21 protein-coding genes are annotated in these 20,667 nt (G+C 47.8%); all 21 read left to right on the forward strand.

What is annotated here, in order from left to right; translation table 11 throughout:
- Window positions 1-19: 19 nt before the first annotated feature.
- Entirely contained in the window at window positions 20-457 is a 438-nt protein-coding gene (glmS, locus tag C6P39_RS20510; RefSeq protein WP_095175209.1) for a methylaspartate mutase subunit S, read from the forward strand.
- A 15-nt stretch (window positions 458-472) separates the two neighbouring features.
- Complete coding sequence (gene glmL / locus C6P39_RS20515; RefSeq protein ID WP_104805019.1) at window positions 473-1,861, forward strand: methylaspartate mutase accessory protein GlmL; 1,389 nt, start codon at window positions 473-475, stop codon at window positions 1,859-1,861.
- On the forward strand, window positions 1,845-3,293 hold the full coding sequence (locus tag C6P39_RS20520) for a methylaspartate mutase subunit E (RefSeq protein ID WP_095175211.1): 1,449 nt from the start codon (window positions 1,845-1,847) through the stop codon (window positions 3,291-3,293). The genes glmL and C6P39_RS20520 overlap by 17 nt, the downstream gene beginning before the upstream one ends.
- 144 nt (window positions 3,294-3,437) lie before the next feature.
- Window positions 3,438-4,688: a methylaspartate ammonia-lyase gene (locus tag C6P39_RS20525; protein WP_095175212.1), complete on the forward strand. Its 1,251-nt coding sequence runs from the start codon at window positions 3,438-3,440 to the stop codon at window positions 4,686-4,688.
- Window positions 4,689-4,781: 93 nt separating this feature from the next.
- A complete protein-coding gene (locus tag C6P39_RS20530) occupies window positions 4,782-5,720 on the forward strand; it encodes an alanine-tRNA synthetase second additional domain-containing protein (protein WP_065542295.1) in 939 nt (312 codons plus the stop codon).
- A gap of 33 nt (window positions 5,721-5,753) precedes the next feature.
- A complete protein-coding gene (locus C6P39_RS20535) occupies window positions 5,754-6,599 on the forward strand; it encodes a fumarate hydratase (RefSeq protein WP_104805020.1) in 846 nt (281 codons plus the stop codon).
- 106 nt (window positions 6,600-6,705) lie between these two features.
- A complete protein-coding gene (locus C6P39_RS20540; RefSeq protein WP_095175213.1) occupies window positions 6,706-7,242 on the forward strand; it encodes a Fe-S-containing hydro-lyase in 537 nt (178 codons plus the stop codon).
- Window positions 7,243-7,310: 68 nt separating this feature from the next.
- Window positions 7,311-7,949 (forward strand): GGDEF domain-containing protein, encoded by a 639-nt coding sequence (locus tag C6P39_RS20545; RefSeq protein ID WP_242987092.1) that lies wholly within the window; start codon window positions 7,311-7,313, stop codon window positions 7,947-7,949.
- Between the two features lie 154 nt (window positions 7,950-8,103).
- Window positions 8,104-8,967 (forward strand): hypothetical protein, encoded by an 864-nt coding sequence (locus C6P39_RS20550; protein WP_104805022.1) that lies wholly within the window; start codon window positions 8,104-8,106, stop codon window positions 8,965-8,967.
- Between the two features lie 41 nt (window positions 8,968-9,008).
- The gene (locus C6P39_RS20555; RefSeq protein WP_104805023.1) at window positions 9,009-9,833 is read left to right on the forward strand and encodes an MBL fold metallo-hydrolase; all 825 of its coding nucleotides are present in this window, start codon (window positions 9,009-9,011) and stop codon (window positions 9,831-9,833) included.
- Between the two features lie 174 nt (window positions 9,834-10,007).
- A complete protein-coding gene (locus tag C6P39_RS20560; RefSeq protein ID WP_095175217.1) occupies window positions 10,008-10,802 on the forward strand; it encodes an SseB family protein in 795 nt (264 codons plus the stop codon).
- 14 nt (window positions 10,803-10,816) lie between these two features.
- Window positions 10,817-11,623: an amidohydrolase family protein gene (locus C6P39_RS20565; protein ID WP_104805024.1), complete on the forward strand. Its 807-nt coding sequence runs from the start codon at window positions 10,817-10,819 to the stop codon at window positions 11,621-11,623.
- A 45-nt stretch (window positions 11,624-11,668) separates the two neighbouring features.
- Window positions 11,669-12,508 (forward strand): CehA/McbA family metallohydrolase, encoded by an 840-nt coding sequence (locus tag C6P39_RS20570; protein ID WP_104805025.1) that lies wholly within the window; start codon window positions 11,669-11,671, stop codon window positions 12,506-12,508.
- A complete protein-coding gene (locus C6P39_RS20575; RefSeq protein ID WP_104805026.1) occupies window positions 12,505-13,797 on the forward strand; it encodes a homoserine dehydrogenase in 1,293 nt (430 codons plus the stop codon). The genes C6P39_RS20570 and C6P39_RS20575 overlap by 4 nt, the downstream gene beginning before the upstream one ends.
- Window positions 13,798-13,799: 2 nt before the next feature.
- Window positions 13,800-14,999: an alanyl-tRNA editing protein gene (locus C6P39_RS20580; RefSeq protein ID WP_104805027.1), complete on the forward strand. Its 1,200-nt coding sequence runs from the start codon at window positions 13,800-13,802 to the stop codon at window positions 14,997-14,999.
- 87 nt (window positions 15,000-15,086) lie between these two features.
- Window positions 15,087-16,169, forward strand: a complete 1,083-nt coding sequence (locus C6P39_RS20585; RefSeq protein WP_104806002.1) for a phosphotriesterase family protein — start codon at window positions 15,087-15,089, stop codon at window positions 16,167-16,169.
- A gap of 684 nt (window positions 16,170-16,853) precedes the next feature.
- Entirely contained in the window at window positions 16,854-17,042 is a 189-nt protein-coding gene (locus C6P39_RS20595; protein WP_104805029.1) for a hypothetical protein, read from the forward strand.
- 173 nt (window positions 17,043-17,215) lie between these two features.
- Window positions 17,216-17,995, forward strand: coding sequence for an Rpn family recombination-promoting nuclease/putative transposase (locus C6P39_RS20600; RefSeq protein WP_278278005.1), 780 nt, complete (start codon window positions 17,216-17,218; stop codon window positions 17,993-17,995).
- 132 nt (window positions 17,996-18,127) lie between these two features.
- Window positions 18,128-18,964: a metal-dependent transcriptional regulator gene (locus C6P39_RS20605; protein WP_104805031.1), complete on the forward strand. Its 837-nt coding sequence runs from the start codon at window positions 18,128-18,130 to the stop codon at window positions 18,962-18,964.
- 12 nt (window positions 18,965-18,976) lie between these two features.
- On the forward strand, window positions 18,977-19,819 hold the full coding sequence (locus C6P39_RS20610) for a hypothetical protein (protein ID WP_158661646.1): 843 nt from the start codon (window positions 18,977-18,979) through the stop codon (window positions 19,817-19,819).
- 331 nt (window positions 19,820-20,150) lie between these two features.
- Complete coding sequence (locus C6P39_RS20615) at window positions 20,151-20,642, forward strand: hypothetical protein (protein WP_104805033.1); 492 nt, start codon at window positions 20,151-20,153, stop codon at window positions 20,640-20,642.
- Window positions 20,643-20,667: the final 25 nt, after the last annotated feature.

The raw sequence follows: 20,667 nt of genomic DNA on the forward strand, positions 1-20,667 counted from the left end.
TGGAAGGGAGCGGTTTACAGTGGATAAGAAAAAATTAGTCATTGGCGTTATCGGAGCCGATGTACACGCAGTAGGCATCAGTATTCTGGAACATGCATTTACGGGTGCAGGATTTGAGGTGGTCAACCTGGGGGTTATGGTTTCCCAGGAAGAGTATATCGCAGCAGCGATCGAGACCAATGCTGACGGCATCATGGTTTCCTCTCTCTACGGACACGGAGAGCTGGACTGCAGAGGTCTCCGCGACAAATGTGATGAGGCCGGATTAAAAGGGATCCTCCTGTATGTGGGAGGCAACATTGTGGTCGGAAAACAGCCTTTTGATGAGGTTGAGAGGCGTTTTAAGGCCATGGGATTTGACCGCGTATTCGGGCCGGGAACCACACCGGAGACTACCATCACAGCTTTGTATGAAGACCTGGGCGTACCGGAAGAAGAACGTAAGGCAGCAGAGTAAAAGGGGCGATATATCATGAAACCAGTGCTTTTGGTGGACTTTGGAAGCACCAACACCAAAGTGACTGCTGTTGACGTGGAGAATTGTGAGATTCTGGGAACGGCGGCAGCGTATACAACAGTAGAGACAGATATCAACAACGGTCTTCATGATGCCATAGAGGTTATGGAGAAGACCACAGGCCATCTGGAATTTGCAGAGACGTATGCCTGCTCCAGTGCAGCCGGCGGACTGAAGATGATTTCCTGCGGCTTGGTTCCGGAGCTGACGGCCCAGGCGTCCAGGGAGGCTTCCCTGGGAGCAGGTGCAAAGGTCTGGAAGACTTACTCCTTCCAGCTCACCAAGGGCGATATGAAGGAGATTGAGGAGTACCATCCCGATATTATCCTGCTTACCGGAGGAACAGACGGCGGCAATACGGAATGCATCCTATACAATGCAAAGATGCTTGCCGGGCTTAGCTATGACTGCCCCATCGTGATCGCGGGCAACCGCTGTTGTGCGGACGACTGTCAAGAGATTCTGGAGGGAAGGACCACCTATATCTGCGAAAACGTAATGCCAAGGCTGGGTGAGTTAAATATTGAACCGACCCAGAAGCAGATACGGGAAATCTTCCTGAACCGTATTGTGCAGGGAAAAGGACTGACCCAGGCCATGGATCTGATGTCCGGCATTATCATGCCCACCCCGTCGGCTATGCTGACAGCCATGGAGCTTCTCTCAGACGGCTGGGACGAGATCCCGGGGATCGGGGAACTGGTGGGGGTGGATCTGGGCGGTGCCACCACAGATGTATATTCTGTTGCTGACGGAAGTCCGGCCAATACCATGACAGTCATCAAAGGACTGCAGGAGCCTTACACCAAGCGTACCGTTGAGGGTGACATTGGAATGCGTTACAGCGTCAGGGGCATCATGGAGGCAGCGGGAGACAGAAAGCTGGCAAAGATTTCGGGACTTGCCCGGAACAAGGTAAACGAGCTTGTGGACTATCTGGAGCACCATACGGATTACATACCTGACAGCGAAGAGATGGAAAAAATGGACTATGCACTGGCATGTGCTGCCGTGGAGACCGCGGTTGCCCGTCATGCCGGTTCTCTGGAACAGGTCTATACCCCCTGCGGTCTGACCTATGTCCAGAGCGGAAAGGATCTGCGCCGGGTAAAATACGTGGTAGTTACGGGGGGCGCACTGATCCACGCAAAACATACGGAAGAAATTGCAGAGCACGCACTATTTGATGAAAGCGATCCTGCCTCGTTAAGGCCGGAAAAGGCGGAAATCTTAGTGGATAGAAAGTATATCCTGGCTGCCATGGGACTGCTCTCAAAACAGTACCCACAGGCTGCTCTGGAAATCATGAAGAAGGAGATTGCTTATTATGGACATAAGGAATAAGAAATTATCTGATGATGAGTTCTATGGAATACGGAAAGAGGTTATGGAACAGTGGCCTACCGGAAAAGAAGTAAATTTCGAGGAAGCTGTTGATTACCATAAAGCGATGCCGGAGAGCAAGAGCTTTTCACGGAAACTGGCAAATGCCAAAAAAGAGAGAAAGACATTGATCCAGCCGAGAGCCGGTGTAGCATTGATCGACGAACATATCAAGCTGCTTCAGTATTTACAGGACAAGGGCGAAGCAGATCTGCTGCCGACCACCATTGACTCCTATACCCGTCAGAACCGCTACGAGGAGGCTGAAGTGGGGATCAAGGAATCTATCCACACACAGAAATCCATGCTGAACGGTTTTCCGGCTGTAAACCACGGCGTATTCGGCTGCCGTTCCATCATTGAAAATCTGGATACTCCGGTACAGGTACGCCATGGCACACCGGATGCCAGACTGCTGACAGAGATCTGCTATGCAGGCGGATTCACCAGCTATGAAGGAGGCGGTATCTCCTACAATATTCCTTACGCCAAAGATGTGCCCCTGGAGAGGACCATCTATGACTGGATGTATGTGGACCGTCTGACAGGCATCTATGAGGAGGCAGGCGTTTCCATCAACCGTGAGCCTTACGGACCTTTGACCGGAACACTGGTTCCGCCTTCCATGTCCAATGCAGTGGCGATCATTGAGGCCATGCTTGCGGCAGAGCAGGGCGTAAAGAATGTGACCGTTGGCTACGGCCAGTGCGGTAACCTGGTACAGGACGTTGCGGCTTTAAGGGTTCTGGAGGAACTGACAGAAGAGTACCTGGATAAATACGGCTATGAGGATGTGACCGTTACTTCTGTACTCCACCAGTGGATGGGCGGTTTCCCGCAGGATGAGTCCAAGGCATTTGCGGTTATCTCCTGGGGAAGCTCCGTGGCAGCTCTGGCAAAAGCCACAAAAGTTATTGTTAAGACACCTCACGAGGCAATGGGCGTTCCCACAATGGAGGCCAATGCACAGGGACTCCGCTGTACAAAACAGGCCATCTCCCTGCTGGCAGACCAGGAACTGAAAAGCTCTGCCTTAGAGCTTGAAAAAGCCATTATCAAAGGGGAGACCTGCGCAATTGTTGACAAATGCTTTGAACTTGGCATGGGCGACCTGGCACTGGGCGCTATCCGCGGAGTAAAAGCAGGCGTGCTGGATATTCCGTTCGCACCCAGCAAGTACAATGCAGGCAAAATGCTGCCAGCCCGTGATTTTGAAGGCGCTGTGCGTTACCTGAATGTAGCCAACGTGCCGCTGCCAAGAGAGCTCAAAGACTTCAACCAGGGCAAGATCGAGCACAGGGCAAAGATGGAGAAGAGAAAAGCGTCCTTCCAGATGGTCATCGATGATGTATATGCGATCAGCAAAGGCAGACTGGTTGGAAAGCCGAAATAAGATAGATCCGGAGGCAGTCAGCGCCGTATGGAGCTAAATCCTCCATATCCGTGTATCGCAAATCGTGTTACGGTTCACAGAACTGTGCTTTTTGCAGGGCTGTGAACCGTAACCGGAAAATCACAATAATAGGAGAAGTGTATCATGAAAATTATAGATGTTGTTTGTTCCAAAGCAAGAACAGGTTTTTTCTTTGACGACCAGAGAGCGATCAAAAAGGGTGCTGTGGCAGACGGTTCCGCATACTTTGGCGAGACTGTAACACCCGGATTCAAATCTGTAAGACAGGCAGGGGAAGCAATCTCCGTCATGCTGATCCTGGAGGACGGACAGATCGCATGGGGAGACTGTGCGGCTGTTCAGTATTCCGGTGCAGGCGGAAGAGATCCGCTGTTCTTAGCTGAGGACTTTATCCCGATCATTGAAAAATACATCAAACCGGAGCTGGTAGGCAGGGAAGCAGACAGCTTTAAAGACCTCTGTGCAATGTTGGAAAACCTGCAGGTGGACGGAAAAAGGCTGCACACAGCCATCCGCTACGGTGTGAGCCAGGCTATCCTGGACGCGGTTGCAAAATCCTCCAACAGACTGATGTGTGAGGTTGTGGCAGATGAGTACGGCACCACAGTATCCGAGGAGCCGATCCCCATCTTCACCCAGTCAGGTGACAACAGATATGACAACTCTGACAAGATGATCTTAAAGGGTGCTGCGGTTATGCCTCATGCCCTGATCAATAACGTGAAGACAAAGCTGGGTGAACACGGCGAACTCTTAAAAGAGTATGTAAAATGGCTCAGTGACCGTGTGCTGAAGCTGCGCAATGACGAGAATTACATGCCTGTATTCCACATTGACGTATACGGCACCATCGGCGCTATCTTCGGCGTGGATAACTATACAGCTATGGCAGATTATCTGGCAGAGCTGGAGGAGGCTGCAAAACCGTTCCATCTGAGGATTGAAGGACCTATGGACGCAGAGGAGAGAGAAAAACAGATGCTCTGCTTAAAAGGACTGAGAGAAGAAGTGGACAGAAGAGGCATTGACGTGGAGCTGGTTGCCGATGAATGGTGCAACACCCTGGAGGATGTCAAATACTTTGCAGACAATAAATCAGGCCATATGGCTCAGATCAAAACACCTGACCTTGGCGGCATCAACAACATTGTGGAAGCTGTCCTCTACTGTAAGGAAAAAGGCTTCGGCGCATACCAGGGAGGTACCTGCAATGAGACAGACCGTTCCGCACAGGTCTGCGTGAACTGCGCAATGGCGACCAAACCGGATCAGATCCTTGCAAAACCGGGTATGGGTGTTGACGAGGGTTACATGATTGTCTATAATGAAATGCAGAGGATCATTGCACTGAGAAATGCAAAAAAATCAAGATAATTAAATGAAACTTTATTTACATGCCAGACCATTTGGCGGGCTTCTGCCTGCCAGATGGTCCGGCTGTTTCAGCATTTTGGGAAGGAAGAGTCTATGGCATATTCAAAACAGATGCAGGAAGGAAACCTGTACAGCTTTTATTTTGCACCCAGAGGAAACCGGAGGATGGCGGATTTGGGAATGCAGCTCAGCCAGATGTATTTAAGCCCTTTTGACCACATTATAGGGATCATAGGAGATGCCGGGGCGGGCAAGAGCCTGCTCATCAAAGGCATGTTTCCCGGTATTGACCTGACGAATGACGATGAGGGTGTGAACATCAGGCCCCTGCCCCTTCTACATGAGGATCTGACGGACCCGTTTTCCCCCCACACCTATCATCTGGACATCCGCTTTGAATCAGCATTTACCCAGATGCATGTGCTGGCGGACACGATCCTGGATGCAGCCAATCACGGAAAGCAGGTTATTGTGGAGCATTTTGACCTGATCTATCCTTTGCTCCACAGAAACGCGGACCTGCTTGTGGGAATCGGCGAGGAGATCATCATCACCAGGCCCAATATGTTCGGCCCCCTGCCGGAGAACATAGCCAACATTGTGCACAAATCCGTAAAATACAGAAAGATGGCCCACACCCTGGAGGACTTGTGCGTGTATTACATGGGTGACGGATATGCCCAGGACGGCCCCCGCTCCGACGTGCGCCACGGGTTTGTGCTGGAGTTTGAGGAAAAACCGGATGTGGACTTATATGAGCTGGAGAAAAAAGTGAAGGATGCGGTAAAACAGGATTTATCCGTATCTTACTATGATGAGAACCACGTGCAGATCGGCGAGATGGTCCTGGAATGCCTGGGGCCGCGGATGCATGTGTCCAGCACAGGAAAGATAGAAGATTTCACCCTGGTAAAAGACTTTCCCATTGACCCCAGAACCGGGTATTACATGCTGGTGGGGCTTATTGGCAAGCATAGGTCTGAGGACTTATCAGACTTTAACCGCATTGATGTAAAGCAGCAGTTAAGCTGAGCAGGGAAGCAATAAGATTTGGAGGAGAAAGGCATGGTTCGTAGTGTAAACGTTGAACTTTTAACAGATAACATCAAAGAGATGTGTATTCAGGCCAATCACTATCTTGCCCCGGATATGGACAAGGCAATGAAGACTGCCTGTGCAAAAGAGACAAAACCCCTGGCAAAACAGATTTTGGGACAGCTATTGGAAAATCTGGATATAGCGGGCAAGGACATGATCCCCATCTGTCAGGACACGGGCATGGCGGTGGTTTTCCTGAAAATTGGCCAGGATGTCCATTTTGAAGGCGGCAGTGTGGAAGAGGCTGTGAATGAAGGGGTCCGCAGAGGATATGAGGAGGGATACCTGCGCAAATCCGTTGTGGGAGATCCGCTCCTTCGGGTGAATACAAAGGACAATACCCCTGCCATTATCCATTATGAACTGGTGCCGGGAGACCAGGTGGAGATCACTGTGGCACCTAAAGGTTTCGGCAGTGAGAATATGAGTAAGATCTATATGCTGAAGCCCGCGGATGGCGTGGAAGGTGTGAAGGATGCCATTGTCAGCGCCGTGAGAGAAGCCGGGCCAAACGCATGTCCCCCCGTAGTTGTGGGCGTGGGTATTGGCGGCACCTTTGAGAAGGCAGCCATCCTGGCAAAGAAAGCTCTCACAAGAGAAGTGGGGACCCATTCGGAACTGGAACATATCAGAGAACTGGAGGAGGAACTGCTGGCAAAGATCAATGAAATTGGCCTGGGACCTGCAGGACTTGGCGGTGACACCACAGCACTTGCGGTGAACATCAATACATATGCCACCCACATTGCAGGCTTGCCTGTGGCAGTGAATATCTGCTGCCATGTAAACAGGCATATGGTAAGGACGATCTGATTTTAGCATGGCGCAGTCCCGGATTTTGCTGCGCATGGCGCAGTATCCCCTTGGGGAAAACACCTGCCGGGACAGTGGCAGGGAATAATGACTAGGAGGTTCCGTCATGGATAGATATTTAAATGCACCGCTTGACAGGGAAGAAGTAAAAACGCTTCAGGCAGGCGATTATGTGTACATAACAGGCACCATTTACACGGCAAGGGATGCGGCCCATCTCCGCATGGATGAGGCCCTTGACAGAGGGGAGAAGCTTCCCATTGAGATGGAGGGCAATGTGATCTATTACATGGGTCCAACACCCGCGCGGGAAGGCCGTCCCATCGGTTCCGCAGGCCCTACTACAGCCAGCCGTATGGATAAATACGCCCCCAGGCTTCTTGACCTGGGACTTACAGGCATGATCGGCAAGGGTAAAAGAAAAAAAGAGGTTACAGATGCCATTGTCAGAAACGGCGCCGTATTCTTCGCAGCTGTGGGAGGGGCAGGCGCGCTGCTGTCAAGATGTATCAAGAAGGCAGAAGTCATTGCATATGATGATCTGGGCACAGAGGCCATCCGCAGGCTGGAGGTGGAAAAGTTCCCTGTTATCGTGGTTATTGATTCCCGGGGAAGGAATCTTTACGAAGAGGTATGTAAATAATCGACTCATAAATGCAGCGGAAAAGAGCACTCCTCTTTCCGCTGTATTTTTATGGGGAGAGGGCGACCGTGTGGCTGGTTCCCCTTCTTCTGACAGAACTTCTGCTCATTTATGTGATGGGACGTGTCAGCAAAGGGATAAAAAACCGGGAACTGAGGGATGCTTACGTGGAACTGGGGCAGACCCAGAGAAGGCTTGAGATTGCCCTGAGCGCAGCCCAGAAGGCGGCAGCAGTGGATGATCTGACCGGAATGATGAATTTCAAGTCTTTCCGCAAAGAAATTTCAATGGCCCTGGAAGATATGGAGGAGGGCGAGAGCGGCATTCTGGTCATGATAGACGGGGATCATTTTAAAAGTATCAACGACAATTACGGACACAGCGTTGGGGATGAAGTGATCAAACTGACAGCACAGATGATCATCGGACGAATCAGGACCGTGGATCTGGCTTCCCGCCTTCACGGTGATGAATTCGCGATTTTTGTTGCCAATACCTCGGATCACTCCGTTGCAAAAAGGATCATGGAGGACATTAACAACACCTTAGGAAAAGAGGCAAAGCGGCGTAATATGCCGTCCATCACGTTATCCGCCGGCGCCGTGATCGCCAAACACGGCGACACTTACATTTCCCTTGCAAAAGCAGCGGATGAAGCGCTTTATAAAGCAAAAGTCACTCACAACGGAGGATTCGCATATCAATAAAGGAATCACCAACCTTTTTAAACAAAGGCACAGAGCCTGCAAATTCCGGCTAAACCGGAGCTGCAGGCTTTGTGCTTTTTATGGTTATATCTGTCATTGGAATAAACGGAAACTTAGGGTATAATATGAAGTATAAACAGGAAAGGAAAACGCCATGAAAAAAAAGACGATTGTTGTAATTGCAGTGATAGGTGTACTGGCTGCTGCTGCGGCTGTTTCGGTTTTCTGGATCGGGAAGGAAAAAAGAGAGAAAGAGGCAGAGGATACAGCCCTGGAAGCTTTGTTTTTACGGGACGGCAGCGGTGAAACAGTGGGAAATTATCTGTTTGTGGATACCCGGAACCAAACCCCGTTCACGGGACCGCTTGAGGGCAGTATTACAGACGAACAGGGAGAGGAACTGGAACCGTGGGAATTGGAGAATGGCGATGTGGTGAAGATCTACGGCAACGGCATTATGACCATGTCTTATCCGGGACAGTATCCGGGCATTACCAAAATTGTGCGGATCCAAAAGCAGAATCAGGAACTTCTGGAACAATACGGGGAACTTTTAAAACAATTCAGCTACCAGGAAGAGGCTTCGGCTCTGCCGTTTTTAAACCTGGAATACAGCCAGCCTCAGGCCGTGGTTACCGCTGCTGTGAACACCACAGGCGGATACCGCTGGGAATATGAGAATGAGGCCGGTGAGACCGTCAGCGAAACAACAGATGCAGCGTTTATTCTGCAGTGGAACGAATATGAGGAGATAAAAATACCGGAGCACACGGATGTAAAACTTATCTTCTCAAAGGAACCGGAAGAGATAACCGTGACACGCTATGAATCCTCTATGCAGGGACAGACAGAGGTATCCGAGGCAGAACAGTACGGTGAGGCTGTAACGGTCACAAAAGAGGAAGAAGGCAGTGTTATGCAGGCAGAACCGGGATATATTTACAGCGTGATGGCAAAATGGGATAACGGGGAGGCAGAATACGGATTCCAGACCTTCCCCATGCCCTCCTTGCAGTAAAGGTACCTGCATGACCGTTTTGAAGCTGGGGGAGAAGGTATATGAAGATTACCATATTAAATGAAAATACAGTTTACAGGCAGGGACTTCTGGCAGAACATGGGCTGTCCGTTGTCATTGAGGAGCGTGACAGAAAATTTTTGATGGATACCGGACAGAGTGACGTGTTTTTGAAAAATGCCAAAACCCTGGGAGTACATCTGGAAGACCTTGACGGCATTATATTGAGCCATGGGCATTATGACCACTGCGGAGGCATGGAATATCTGGACGGCAGCCGCAGACTGCCTCCTGTGTACATACAAAAGAGTGCTTTTGAAAGGAAATACAGCGGCACACAAAAGGACAGGCATTATATCGGTATGTCAGGCAGTCATGAGAGCTGGAAGGCGGATGTCCGATTTACCGGGGACGCCAGGGAGATAGCGCCCGGATTCTGGGTGATCGGAAATATACCATACCGCACGAATTTCGAGGAGCGGCCTGCCGGGTTCTGGATACAGGATAAGAACGGCACAGGCACATGCTGGCGGGCCGACGAGATGGAGGACGAACAGATATTGGCTGTGTGTACAAAAAAGGGACTCTGTCTCTTCATGGGCTGCAGCCACAGAGGCGTCGTCAACGGTATCCTGCGGGCCAAGGAAGTTCTGCCGGATATGCCTGTTTACAGTGTACTGGCCGGTATGCATCTGAGAAGTGCGGGGGAAAAGCGGATCACAGATACCATTCGGAGTTTGAGGGACATGGAGATTCCTGTTCTTATCCCTGTCCACTGCACGGGAAAAAGGGCTGCGGGAAGGATGGCATCCGCATTTGGGGATTCCTGTATTTGGGCTGAGACCGGTCAGGTGCTGGAATTGTGACCTTCCCACAGAGGCTTTCTAGGACAGCAAAATGCAAATTTAAGAGGACAAGAACAGGATTTGGGTGTATACTAAAAGAAGAAAAAGCTGACAGCAGCCTGCTGTTAAAAAACACGTAACTGTTCAGTAGCTTCCCAGTTACAAAAATATAACACAACAGGAGAACATAGAACCATGGACAAAGTAAGAATGGAAACAATTAAGAAAATCCAGCAGATGGAAGCATTTTACGTGCTCTTTTCCAGAGGGACCAACAATCCTTTTATCATCTGCGATCCGGATACATATAATGATCAGGTGTGGGTCTTTGAAGACAGCAAGGATCTGGAGGAAAAGGCAAAACCATACATGGAGCAGAAGAATCCGGTGGCATCCATCAAAGTGGAGAACAAAAGTTTTCTGAACTTTTATTCCACACTCTTTACACTGGGTGTCAATGAAGTGGTGTTTGTGGAAAAGGACAGTACAACTGCATTTGATCTGGAGGAGATCGTGAAAAGACCGGATTTTTCCCAACTTCCCGAGAATCAGAGACCGCTGTTTAACCCGCAGCTTCAGCTTACAGGCATTTATTTCATGCAGGAATTCAGAAGAGGCGTGGAGATGTCCGAGAAGGAGAGTTTAAATGAGCTGGAGGAGGAGATGGCAGCCAACCTGGTGAAAAGCAAATTCCTGGTGGCAGTGGAGAAACAGGAGGAAGGTAAGGAAGAGAACGTTCAGGTCCCCTATATCAAAAATAAAAACGGCGATGTGTTCCAGCCCATTTTTACAGACCCCGGTGAGTTTTCCAAATTCAACAAAGAGAAAAAGTTCAAGGCAGTGGTGGTAGAATTTAAAAATCTGGACAAAATATTAATTCCTCTGGCAAAAGGCGTTGTGGTAAATCCCCAGGGCTTTAATCTGATCGTCATGAGTGAACAGTTTGAGAACCTGCTGAAACGTTTTGGGATCCAGAAGGAAAACAAATAAGCGGGGCCAGAGAGATGATAATAGATTTCCATACACATATATTCCCGGATAAGATAGCCGGGGCAACCATAGAAAAGCTTTCCAAGGCATCAGATTCCAAAGCGTATACAGACGGAACAAAGGACGGACTTCAAAAATCCATGGAGGAATCCGGTGTGGATATATCCGTGGTGCTGCCTGTGGCAACAAAACCGCAGCAGTTTTCATCCATCAACCGCTATGCAAGAGAGATCACTCCGGAGCAGTTCCGGGGCGGCGGGGAATTCCTCTCTTTTGGCGGCATCCACCCGGATACGGAGAATTATAAAGCAGAAGTGGATGAAATTGCAGATATGGGTCTGAAGGGGATCAAACTGCATCCTGATTATCAGCGCGTATTTATTGATGATATCCGCTACATGCAGATCATGGACCGGGCAGCGGAGCGGGGACTCATTGTCATTGCACACGCAGGCGTGGATGTGGGGCTTCCGGAGGTGGTACACTGCACGCCGAAGCGGGTGGAGCATGTACTTGACCAGATAGACGGGGGCGTTTTAGTGATGGCGCATATGGGCGGCTGGAACTGCTGGGAGGATGTGGAAAAGTACCTGGCAGGCAGCAGGCTTTACTTTGATACAGCTTATAGTCTGGGGCATATGGAGGATGAGCATTTTATCCGCCTCTCCAGAAAACATGGCGTGGATAAGATTTTATTTGCTACAGACAGTCCCTGGGACGGTCAGAAGGAATTTTTATCACGAATACGGGAAATGAATATGAAAGAGGATGAGAAAAAAGCCATATTGGGGGAGAATGCGAGAAGAATTTTAAAGCTGTAGTTTTGATATAAAAGCTGCGGCGTGTTGGGAAGGAGATGTTTTGTCGTGAAAATTGACATGCACTGCCATACAAAAGAAGGCTCTATAGACGGCAAAGTAAGCATCGAGGAGTATATCCGTATGCTGAGAAACCAGGGATTCGGCGGAATGCTTGTGACGGATCATGATTCTTACGGGGGATTCCGTTATTGGAAAAAGAATATCAAAGGCCAGAAATACACAGATTTTGTTGTACTCAAAGGAATTGAATACGACACGCTGGATGCAGGCCATATCATTGTGATCATGCCGGAGAGCATCAAACTGCGTCTTCTGGAGCTGCGGGGGATTCCCATTCAGATGCTGATCCCCATAGTGCACAACTACGGGGGAATACTGGGCCCGGCCCATCCCTGCGGGGAAAAATACATGAGCTTTATGAACGCAAAAGCTTATAAGAGAAATCCGGATATTTTAAAAGAATTTGACTTTATTGAAACCTTCAATGCCTGTGAATCCATGGAAGTCAATGAAAGAGCAGCAAAATTAGCGGAAAAGTACAATCTGACAGGCACAGGCGGAAGCGATGCCCACAGAGCGGACTGTGTGGGAAAGGCATACATGGAAGTGCCAGACACGGTTACCTGTGAGTCGGATCTGATCACAGAGATCATCAAGGGCACCAGGTTTGCGTGCGGCGGTGAGATCTACAACAAGACGACCAAGGACAAAATCGGCAAGGTCAATGCAGTTCTGGTCCATTCCTTCTGGGTATACAATAAGATTGGAGGATGGAGCAAGGCCTTTAAGCGGAATAATAAGATGAAAAAGGGATTTATTGAAAGGGTGGAACAGGTCGTGAAGCCCAAAAAGGATGAGCCGGAGGAAAAAGAAGAATCGTTATGAGTGAAAAAGTGATAAAAGCTGCCCTGCTGGGGCTTGGAACCGTGGGGAACGGCGTATATAAAGTTCTGAAAAGTCAGAAAGAGGAGATGGAGAAAAAAATCGGAGCCGTGGTCCGGGTAGAAAAAATCCTGGTCCGCAACATAAAAAAAGCGGCTGCGAAGGTGGAAGACCCATCTGTACTCACCAATGACTGGAAGGCGGTTTTAGAAGACCCGTCCATTGAGATCATCATTGAGGTGATGGGCGGATTTGAGCCTGCAAGGACTTATATTCTGGAGGCACTGCGTGCAGGCAAGCATGTGGTGACCGCCAACAAGGATTTAGTGGCCTCCAATGGGGGAGAACTGCTGGACTGTGCGGCAGAGCATCAGTGCGATTTCCTTTTTGAAGCAGCAGTGGCCGGAGGGATTCCTATTATCCGGCCATTGAAACAGTGCCTGGCCGGCAACCACATTCAGGAGGTCATCGGCATAGTAAACGGTACGACTAATTTTATTCTGACAAAAATGACCCAGGAAGGCATGGAATTTTCCGAGGCTTTGGCTCTGGCAACAGAACTTGGCTATGCGGAGGCAGATCCGACAGCAGATATCAGAGGATATGACGCGGGGCGTAAAATGGCGATCATGGCTTCCATTGCCTTTAATTCCAGAGTGACCTTTGACGATGTGACAACAGAAGGCATCACGCATATCTCGGCTAAAGATATCCGGTACGCGAAAGAACTGGGCTGCCTGATCAAATTGCTGGGACTTGCCAGGAATACTGAGACGGGAATTGAGGTGCGGGTGCAGCCCATGCTGATTTCCGAGAGCCACCCCCTGGCCTCTGTCAATGACTCTTTCAATGCTGTCTTTGTAAGAGGAGATGCAGTGGGAGATACCATGTTTTACGGGCGGGGTGCGGGTGAGATGCCCACAGCCAGTGCTATTGTTGGGGATGTGTTTGACATTGTGAGAAATATACGGTTCGGCTGTACCGGAAGGATAAGCTGTACCTGTTATAAAGAACTGCCTGTGAAAAAGGCAGATGATATGGATAGCCGCTTTTTCCTGCGTCTGCAGGTGGACGACAGACCGGGCGTACTTGCCAGCATTGCCAGTGTATTAGGCAATAATGATGTGAGTATTGCACAGATGATACAGAAAAATAAAGACGGAGATCTGGCGGAGATCGTTGTTGTGACCTCAAAAGTCAGGGAGGGCAATTTTAATGATGCTATGATGATCATTGAGGGAATGAGTGTGGTACATAAGGTTTCCGCCCTGATCCGTGTATATGGAGACTGAACATGACGGACAAATTATTCTACAGGGACAGTATGACAGATAGGTTTCAGGCAGAGGTGCTGGCCTGCAGACCGCTGCCAAAGGTAAATGAAAATATAAGCGGTGCCCATTATGAGGTGGTTCTTGACAGAACCGCCTTTTTCCCGGAAGGGGGCGGACAGTACGCAGATACAGGGACGCTGCTTTTAAACAAGAGCGGGGACCGGGAAGTGAAGATACGAGTCCTGGATGTGGGAGAAAAAGACGGAACGGTCATCCACTTTACAGATAAACCTGCAGATACAGGGGCTGTTGTCACCGGTGTACTGGATTTTGAGGAACGTTTTTCTAAAATGCAGCAGCACACAGGGGAACACATTGTGTCAGGGCTTGTGAATCGTCATTTTGGTTACCGCAATGTAGGATTTCACCTGGGAAATGAAGCGGTGACTATGGACTATGACGGCCCTCTCACAAAAGAGCAGCTTTGTATGATAGAACGGGAAGCTAATCAGGCGGTGGCTGAGGATGTACCCATAGAAGTTCTGTATCCCACAGAGGAGGAACTGGGGGAGATAGCCTACCGGAGTAAAATAGAAATTGAGGGACAGGTGCGTATTGTCCGCATTCCCGGATATGATACCTGCGCCTGCTGCGCGCCCCATGTAAAGACAACGGGGGCTGTTGGGATCATTAAGCTGACAGGGGCGATCCATTATAAAGGCGGGATGCGGGTGAACATGCTCTGCGGTTTCCGGGCACTGGAGGATTACAACCAAAAGGAGGAGAGCGTGACAGCCATATCGTGCAGGCTTTCCGCGAAACAGGAGGATGTTGTACAGGCAGTCTGCCGGCTGGAAGAAGAGATTACCCGGCAGAAAGAAAAAATCAGGCGGCTTCAGGAACAATATCTGAGACGATGTTTGTCAGAGGTGAAGCCCCGGACACAGGCTGTACTTTTATTTGAGGAGGAGCTGGACCCGGCTGCCATGCGGCGTTTTGTCAATGATGCCATGGAGATCACAGAGGGTGTCTGTGGTGTTTTTGTGGGCAGTGACTCGGAAGGATACCGTTATGTCCTGGGCAGTTTAGGCAGAGATATTGTGGCGCTTGCAAAAGAGATGAATCAGGCCTGCAGCGGGAAAGGCGGAGGAAAACCGCCTATGGTGCAGGGCTCTCTGACGGGGAAGAGAGAACAGATAGAGAAGATACTTCTGGGTTAGTCTGTGTTTGAAAACGAATCCGGCAGCAGCAGAGAAAGAGCCCATAAAAACTGCTGCCAGGTTGAAAAATGGGAGGGTTTTACATTCATGAAACGAATTACAACTGTGTGCGGGGATATTGCGCCGGAGGAGCTGGGATTTACGGATATGCATGAACACATTATGTTCAACGGCGCGGATATGGGGGCAATCTGTAGACCGGCTATGCCCACGGACCTGCCGGTGAAGTATGAGGATAAAGTCTCACTGGAAAATATCGGGTTTTTGAAAAGGAATTTTCCGCTGGTACGGGATGCCATGGATCTGAATGATGAAGCAGCCATGACCAGGGAGGTACAGGAGTATAAAGACTCCGGCGGAGACTCTATGGTGGAGCTGAGTGTTCCCGGAATCCGCCTGGATGTGGAGGCAGTAAAGCGAATCTCAGAAAGGACCGGGGTTCATGTCATTACAGCTGTCGGCTATTATGTGGAGTCCTCCTGGCCGCGAGAATATGACGGCTGGAGTATCCGCCAGTTTTACGACCATGTGATGGATGAGATTGAAAATGGAATTGAGCACACAGACATAAAGCCGGGGTGCGTGAAAATTGCACTAAATGATTTTACAGAGGCAGAGGAGAAAGCGCTCAGAGCAGGCGGCCAGGCCGCGAAAGACACGGGCATGTCCATCACGGTACATCCGGATTACGCTTACGGGGGTACACCGGGTGAAATCGTGGAGATACTGATGGAAGAAGGCGTGAATCCGGAGAAAATCGTGATCGCCCACATGGAGACTACTGTAAAAAGACCTATGAAGGAGATGGTACTCTACCCGGAAAAATGGGGCCTTGACCTGGATGTGGCGAAACGGGTGCTGGATAAAGGAGCAAACTTTTCAGTGGAATTTTTATCCGGGGATATTGGTCTGGAAGCGTTGGGAACCGCACCCATTCCGGACTGGATGAAGATGGCCGGGATCGTACGTCTTATCCAGCAGGGATACAGCCGCCAGATCGTACTTGGCACTGACATGTGCGTAAAGACCATGTGCAGGCAGTTCGGTGGTGAGGGATACTGCAGGCTGACAAAATTCGGAGTTCCTGCACTGAAGAAATACGGGGAGGTCTCTGACCTGGCGATTCGCAATATGACGGTAAATAATCCGGCCAGGATTCTGGCCTATTAAATCCGGTTTGGCTGAGTTCAGATTGTAAAGGAAAAAATGGATCAGCGCAATACATAAGAATCAGGAGTTCGGTCCCGGTTGGGAATGGATACTCCTGATTTTTGTTTGTAACATTATCTGGAACAGGAGGGCATCCAATCTCCGAGAAACATACAGATGGGGATGAAGATGAGGATGAAAGAGACCGGGGCCTGGTATGAAATAAATATTGCATCGTAAAAACATAACAGTGTTTAAATATAACAATGCATAACCTAAGGGCATCCAGCAATTTATGCAGCAGCGAGTACTGCACTGTAAGGCGTAAATAATGTATTGCAAAATATATAGTTGCATTATATACTAATATTAGAACAGACACAAGTACTTTTATTGTTACTGTACACAAGCCACTGTACCGGGAGGCGTTTTCATGCCGGAAGCATGAAAACCCCGAGGCAGCCAGCGCGATATGGGGCAGAATGCTCCATATCTGTGCATCGCGAAGCGTGTTACTGGGCACGGAGTGTGCAGTTACCTTTTATTTATTGTTATTAAAATTTATGGAAAGTTCATTTGTCCTTTTTTTCTCTTTATGATATTCTGGAGACATCATATTTCTGCATCATGCAGTATACATATTTATCTATTCCGGCCGTTCGGCCAGATGATTTCCAGTGGATCAAAAGTATATAAGGAGGAAAGATGGGAGTAAAAGATAATATTATTACGCCATATTTTGAGGACCCTAATGTTTTCTGTGATTTTATAAATGGCGCTGTTTTCGGAGGAAAACAAGTATTGCGGCCGGAGTATTTAGAGTCGTTGCCGAGAGAATTGGTCATGCAGCGTAACAGTTCAAACAAGCTGAACTGTTACGCATCCAGCCATTAAAAATCGCTTCGCGATGGGCCGGATGCCTGCCGGCGCTACCTGTTCATACGGTCAGCGCAGTAAATGCGCAGACCTGTCCTATTGTTACTATGCAGCTTTTCTGGGAAGCGGATGGCAGACAAAATCAAAAGGCTTTGATAAGAGATACAGTTAAACAGGCATATTTTAACACCATGTATGTAATCTTTATTTGTGAGAACCAGAGTGAGATACATTATGGTATGCCAATACGCATGCTCTTATATGATTCTGTTCAGTATGCTGACCAATTGAAGAAAAAACAGAAAGAGAATAAGAAAGACGGAAATTTGAAATCTTCAGCCGAGTTTCTGTCAGGTATTTCTAAGGGGGAACCGTTCATGCCAGTGGTTAGTGTTGTTTTTTATTATGGAGACAACCCTTGGGATGGCCCCCTTACCATGGAAGAGATGATCTGTCTGCCGGATGATGCGGCAGAGTTAAAGGAATATCTTCCAAGGTATAAAGTACACCTGATTGAACCCAGGAACACAGACCCAGGAAAATTTCCAGGTGACTGGAGATTGATATTAGAAACATTAAGGTGTGGAAACCATAAAAAGGATTTTATGCAATATGTTAAGAAGCATGAGAAAGAACTGGGGGAATTGTCCGCAAAAGCCAGCAAAGCTTTGCTTACAATGTTGGGCAGGGATATAAAACTAAAAAATGATAAGGAGGAGATCAGTGTGTGCAGGGCATTACAAGAGTTTAAGGAGGAAGGAAAGATTGAAGGAAAGACAGAAGGAATAAAGGAGGAAGAAGTCAATATAATCCGTAAAATGTTGAGAAAGAAACTTTCCGCAATAACAATCTGTCATTGGCTCGATGTGGAGGAGGAATTTGTTAAGACAGTCGCAGAACTGCAGGATAAATACCCGGAATATAGCAATGCACAAATTTTGAATGAATATGAGACAGTAAATAAGCATTGACAAATAAACAAATAATTTCTTATAATAAAACCAGACCAAAGTAAAGAATCCGGCAGACCGGGTTCTTTCTTTAAAGATTACGGTTAGTAAAAACTAACTACATAAAGAAATACGGGAGAGGAAAAGAAACATATGAAAACAGAAAGCGCCAATGATATTTTTCACGGAGAAATCGGGAAAAATTTCCCATCTTCCAAAGGGGAGCGGGAGGAGGATATCCTTGAAATACTCTATGAATGGCAGCAAAATGGAAACCGACTGACGAGTTCGGAGCTGTGCAGTAAGCTTGATATGGCAAAGCGGGAGTTGAATTACTATCTAAAACAGATGGTAAAACATGGTTATCTTTATAGCCTGGATAACAAAGAGGAGCTTTATCTGACGGAATTTGGAAAATCACAAGGAGCGGAATGCAGGTTCCGTCATGAACGCCTTGCACAGTTTTTTCAGCTTATCGGAATGGAAGAAAAGCAGGCGGAGGAGGATGCCTGCCGTATGGAACACGTGCTGAGTGATGAGGCTACAAAGAAGATCTGTAACTTTTTGAATTATGGAGATACCTATAACCGTGTCATGCGCAAAGCCAATCTGTATTCTATGTACCGGGAGGGATGGTATGAGTTTTATATGGGTATCTATGATACAAAGAAGAGATATCCAAGAATCCTGGCAAATGAATTTTTTTCGTTTTCTGATAAGATTGCTTTGGAAGTAAAAAGTGCAGGAAGTTATTTTTATCTGAAAGAAAAGGACGAAGCAGAGACAGGCGGTGTCTGGTACAGGGGAGATATGGTCTGGAAACAGGCAGAAAAAACAAAAGAGGGGTATCAGATACCTTCAGATATTTTTAAATTTACCGTCTGCACGGATGATCCGGTGACAGAAGGGGACTGTATGATTGCTTTCCCGCCCAGGGATCAGCAGCCAAAAGAAGAGGATATTCGGGAATTGAATGTACACATCTGGTAAAGGAGAGAAAAGTTGGGAATGGGAAAAGAGGAGCATCTGAATCAGGAAAACCGTCCAAATATGCAGCAGCTTCAGTATCTTTTGGAACTGGAGAAAATTGACAAAAAAAGAGGGTGCATCATGCAGATCGCAAAAACCTGCGGGGTCAGCCACAGTCCGGTCAGCCGTTATCTGCAGTTCTGCTGTGAGAAAGGGTATTTGACAGAAGATTATGAGTTTACTAAATTAGGAAAAGCGTGGCTTGGGGGGTATAAAAAGCTTATAGAGGAATTAAAGGCCTATTTGCTGCGCATAGGAGAACCGGAAGCGGAAGTTGCTGAGAATGTAAGGAATCTGATAGAAAATGTGAGTTACCATACATTGATGTCAATGATGCGGAATGACCAGGAGATGAGACGGATATATATTGCTGAAAAAAGAGGAGCAGTATCTAAAAATTTTCTGGCCAGTACCTTTGAAAACGGAGTGTGGCATGTATGCTTCGCACTTTATAAAATGGATTCTGAGGATAAGATAAGTATCTCCATGGCAGACAGAGGTTTTCAAAAACCGGCAACCATACGGCATAACAAGAGAGGGAGCTGGCTGGAACTTCGTGTGTGTGAAATGAGTGCCAAATCACGGGCAGATGGTGAAGAAAAGCTGGGGCATCTGGAAACACTGAAATATGAGTATAAAGGTATGTTGTGTCAGGCAGAAGTAAAGGAAGATAAGCTGAGAATTCCACTGGATGCATGCCGCTTCCAGAGAAAACACGAGGGCAGAATCAAAGGCGTGATTCCGGTAACGGTGACCTGCAATGTAGGCAGAACCCATATGCCGGAGAGTACGGCACTTTTGTTTTTCTGGATGTAACCGGATAGATATAAGAATAATTAAAATATGAAATTTTTTTAGAGACTAAAAAGAGACAAAAACACTTGTACTTACAGGGAAAAAACCGTGCAGGACGGGAACGGTTTGGAAAAAAGAAGTTGACAGTATTTGGAAATATATGCTATATATTTAGCACGGGGTAGTTAAAACTAACTATACGATGGAGCTGAAAAGCATATGCTTTTGACAGGCGGGCAAGCACTGCTTTTTTTTAGGGAAAAGCGTTAGTGTCAGCTAACCATGACTATTATCGTAAGAATGCCCTAAAATATTAAGGTTTATAGCCGTTACGGCAGAAAGGATGGAAGATATGTTTAAGAAATTAGTAGCATTTGGTACAGCAGCAACTATGATAATGGCAATGGGGGTTACAACATTTGCGGCCGAAGGGGACAGCACTACACTTGTTACAAAACTGTATAAAAATGACAAATTCGATTCAAGTGCACCGGACAGCAATCTGTCTATGGGAAATGCGGCAGTAGAGAATACCACTTATGTTGAGTTGGGGAATGGTACATATGAAGTTACCATTAACTTGAAAGAATCATTTAAAGCTTATGGTATGACAGGGTATCTTACCAATGTGCAGATAGATGCAGATCGTGATGGTGAATATAATGAAGATGAATATGATCTTATTTATAACGAGTCAAAAAAAGCAGTTGTAGGTGTCGTTTTTACCTCTGCCACTGTTCCGACAGAAGCGACAAAGTATGATGCTAGTTTTAAAACAAATGTTTCTATTATGCCGGCATCCGAAGGTGATTTCATTATTTTTCCCACAGTTGTGACGGAATAATATAAAAGAAATTCGCAGGGAGAGG

The organism is Blautia marasmi (assembly GCF_900258535.1).
Lineage (GTDB): Bacteria > Bacillota > Clostridia > Lachnospirales > Lachnospiraceae > Blautia > Blautia hominis.

What these genes read in the sequence shown, in the direction of transcription:
- glmL (WP_104805019.1), top strand. Translation starts at nt 473, where the DNA reads ATGAAACCAGTGCTTTTGGTGGACTTTGGAAGCACCAACACCAAAGTG.
- C6P39_RS20520 (WP_095175211.1), top strand. Translation starts at nt 1,845, where the DNA reads ATGGACATAAGGAATAAGAAATTATCTGATGATGAGTTCTATGGAATA.
- C6P39_RS20525 (WP_095175212.1), top strand. Translation starts at nt 3,438, where the DNA reads ATGAAAATTATAGATGTTGTTTGTTCCAAAGCAAGAACAGGTTTTTTC.
- C6P39_RS20530 (WP_065542295.1), top strand. Translation starts at nt 4,782, where the DNA reads ATGGCATATTCAAAACAGATGCAGGAAGGAAACCTGTACAGCTTTTAT.
- C6P39_RS20535 (WP_104805020.1), top strand. Translation starts at nt 5,754, where the DNA reads ATGGTTCGTAGTGTAAACGTTGAACTTTTAACAGATAACATCAAAGAG.
- C6P39_RS20540 (WP_095175213.1), top strand. Translation starts at nt 6,706, where the DNA reads ATGGATAGATATTTAAATGCACCGCTTGACAGGGAAGAAGTAAAAACG.
- C6P39_RS20550 (WP_104805022.1), top strand. Translation starts at nt 8,104, where the DNA reads ATGAAAAAAAAGACGATTGTTGTAATTGCAGTGATAGGTGTACTGGCT.
- C6P39_RS20555 (WP_104805023.1), top strand. Translation starts at nt 9,009, where the DNA reads ATGAAGATTACCATATTAAATGAAAATACAGTTTACAGGCAGGGACTT.
- C6P39_RS20560 (WP_095175217.1), top strand. Translation starts at nt 10,008, where the DNA reads ATGGACAAAGTAAGAATGGAAACAATTAAGAAAATCCAGCAGATGGAA.
- C6P39_RS20565 (WP_104805024.1), top strand. Translation starts at nt 10,817, where the DNA reads ATGATAATAGATTTCCATACACATATATTCCCGGATAAGATAGCCGGG.
- C6P39_RS20575 (WP_104805026.1), top strand. Translation starts at nt 12,505, where the DNA reads ATGAGTGAAAAAGTGATAAAAGCTGCCCTGCTGGGGCTTGGAACCGTG.
- C6P39_RS20580 (WP_104805027.1), top strand. Translation starts at nt 13,800, where the DNA reads ATGACGGACAAATTATTCTACAGGGACAGTATGACAGATAGGTTTCAG.
- C6P39_RS20585 (WP_104806002.1), top strand. Translation starts at nt 15,087, where the DNA reads ATGAAACGAATTACAACTGTGTGCGGGGATATTGCGCCGGAGGAGCTG.
- C6P39_RS20595 (WP_104805029.1), top strand. Translation starts at nt 16,854, where the DNA reads ATGGGAGTAAAAGATAATATTATTACGCCATATTTTGAGGACCCTAAT.
- C6P39_RS20600 (WP_278278005.1), top strand. Translation starts at nt 17,216, where the DNA reads ATGTATGTAATCTTTATTTGTGAGAACCAGAGTGAGATACATTATGGT.
- C6P39_RS20605 (WP_104805031.1), top strand. Translation starts at nt 18,128, where the DNA reads ATGAAAACAGAAAGCGCCAATGATATTTTTCACGGAGAAATCGGGAAA.
- C6P39_RS20615 (WP_104805033.1), top strand. Translation starts at nt 20,151, where the DNA reads ATGTTTAAGAAATTAGTAGCATTTGGTACAGCAGCAACTATGATAATG.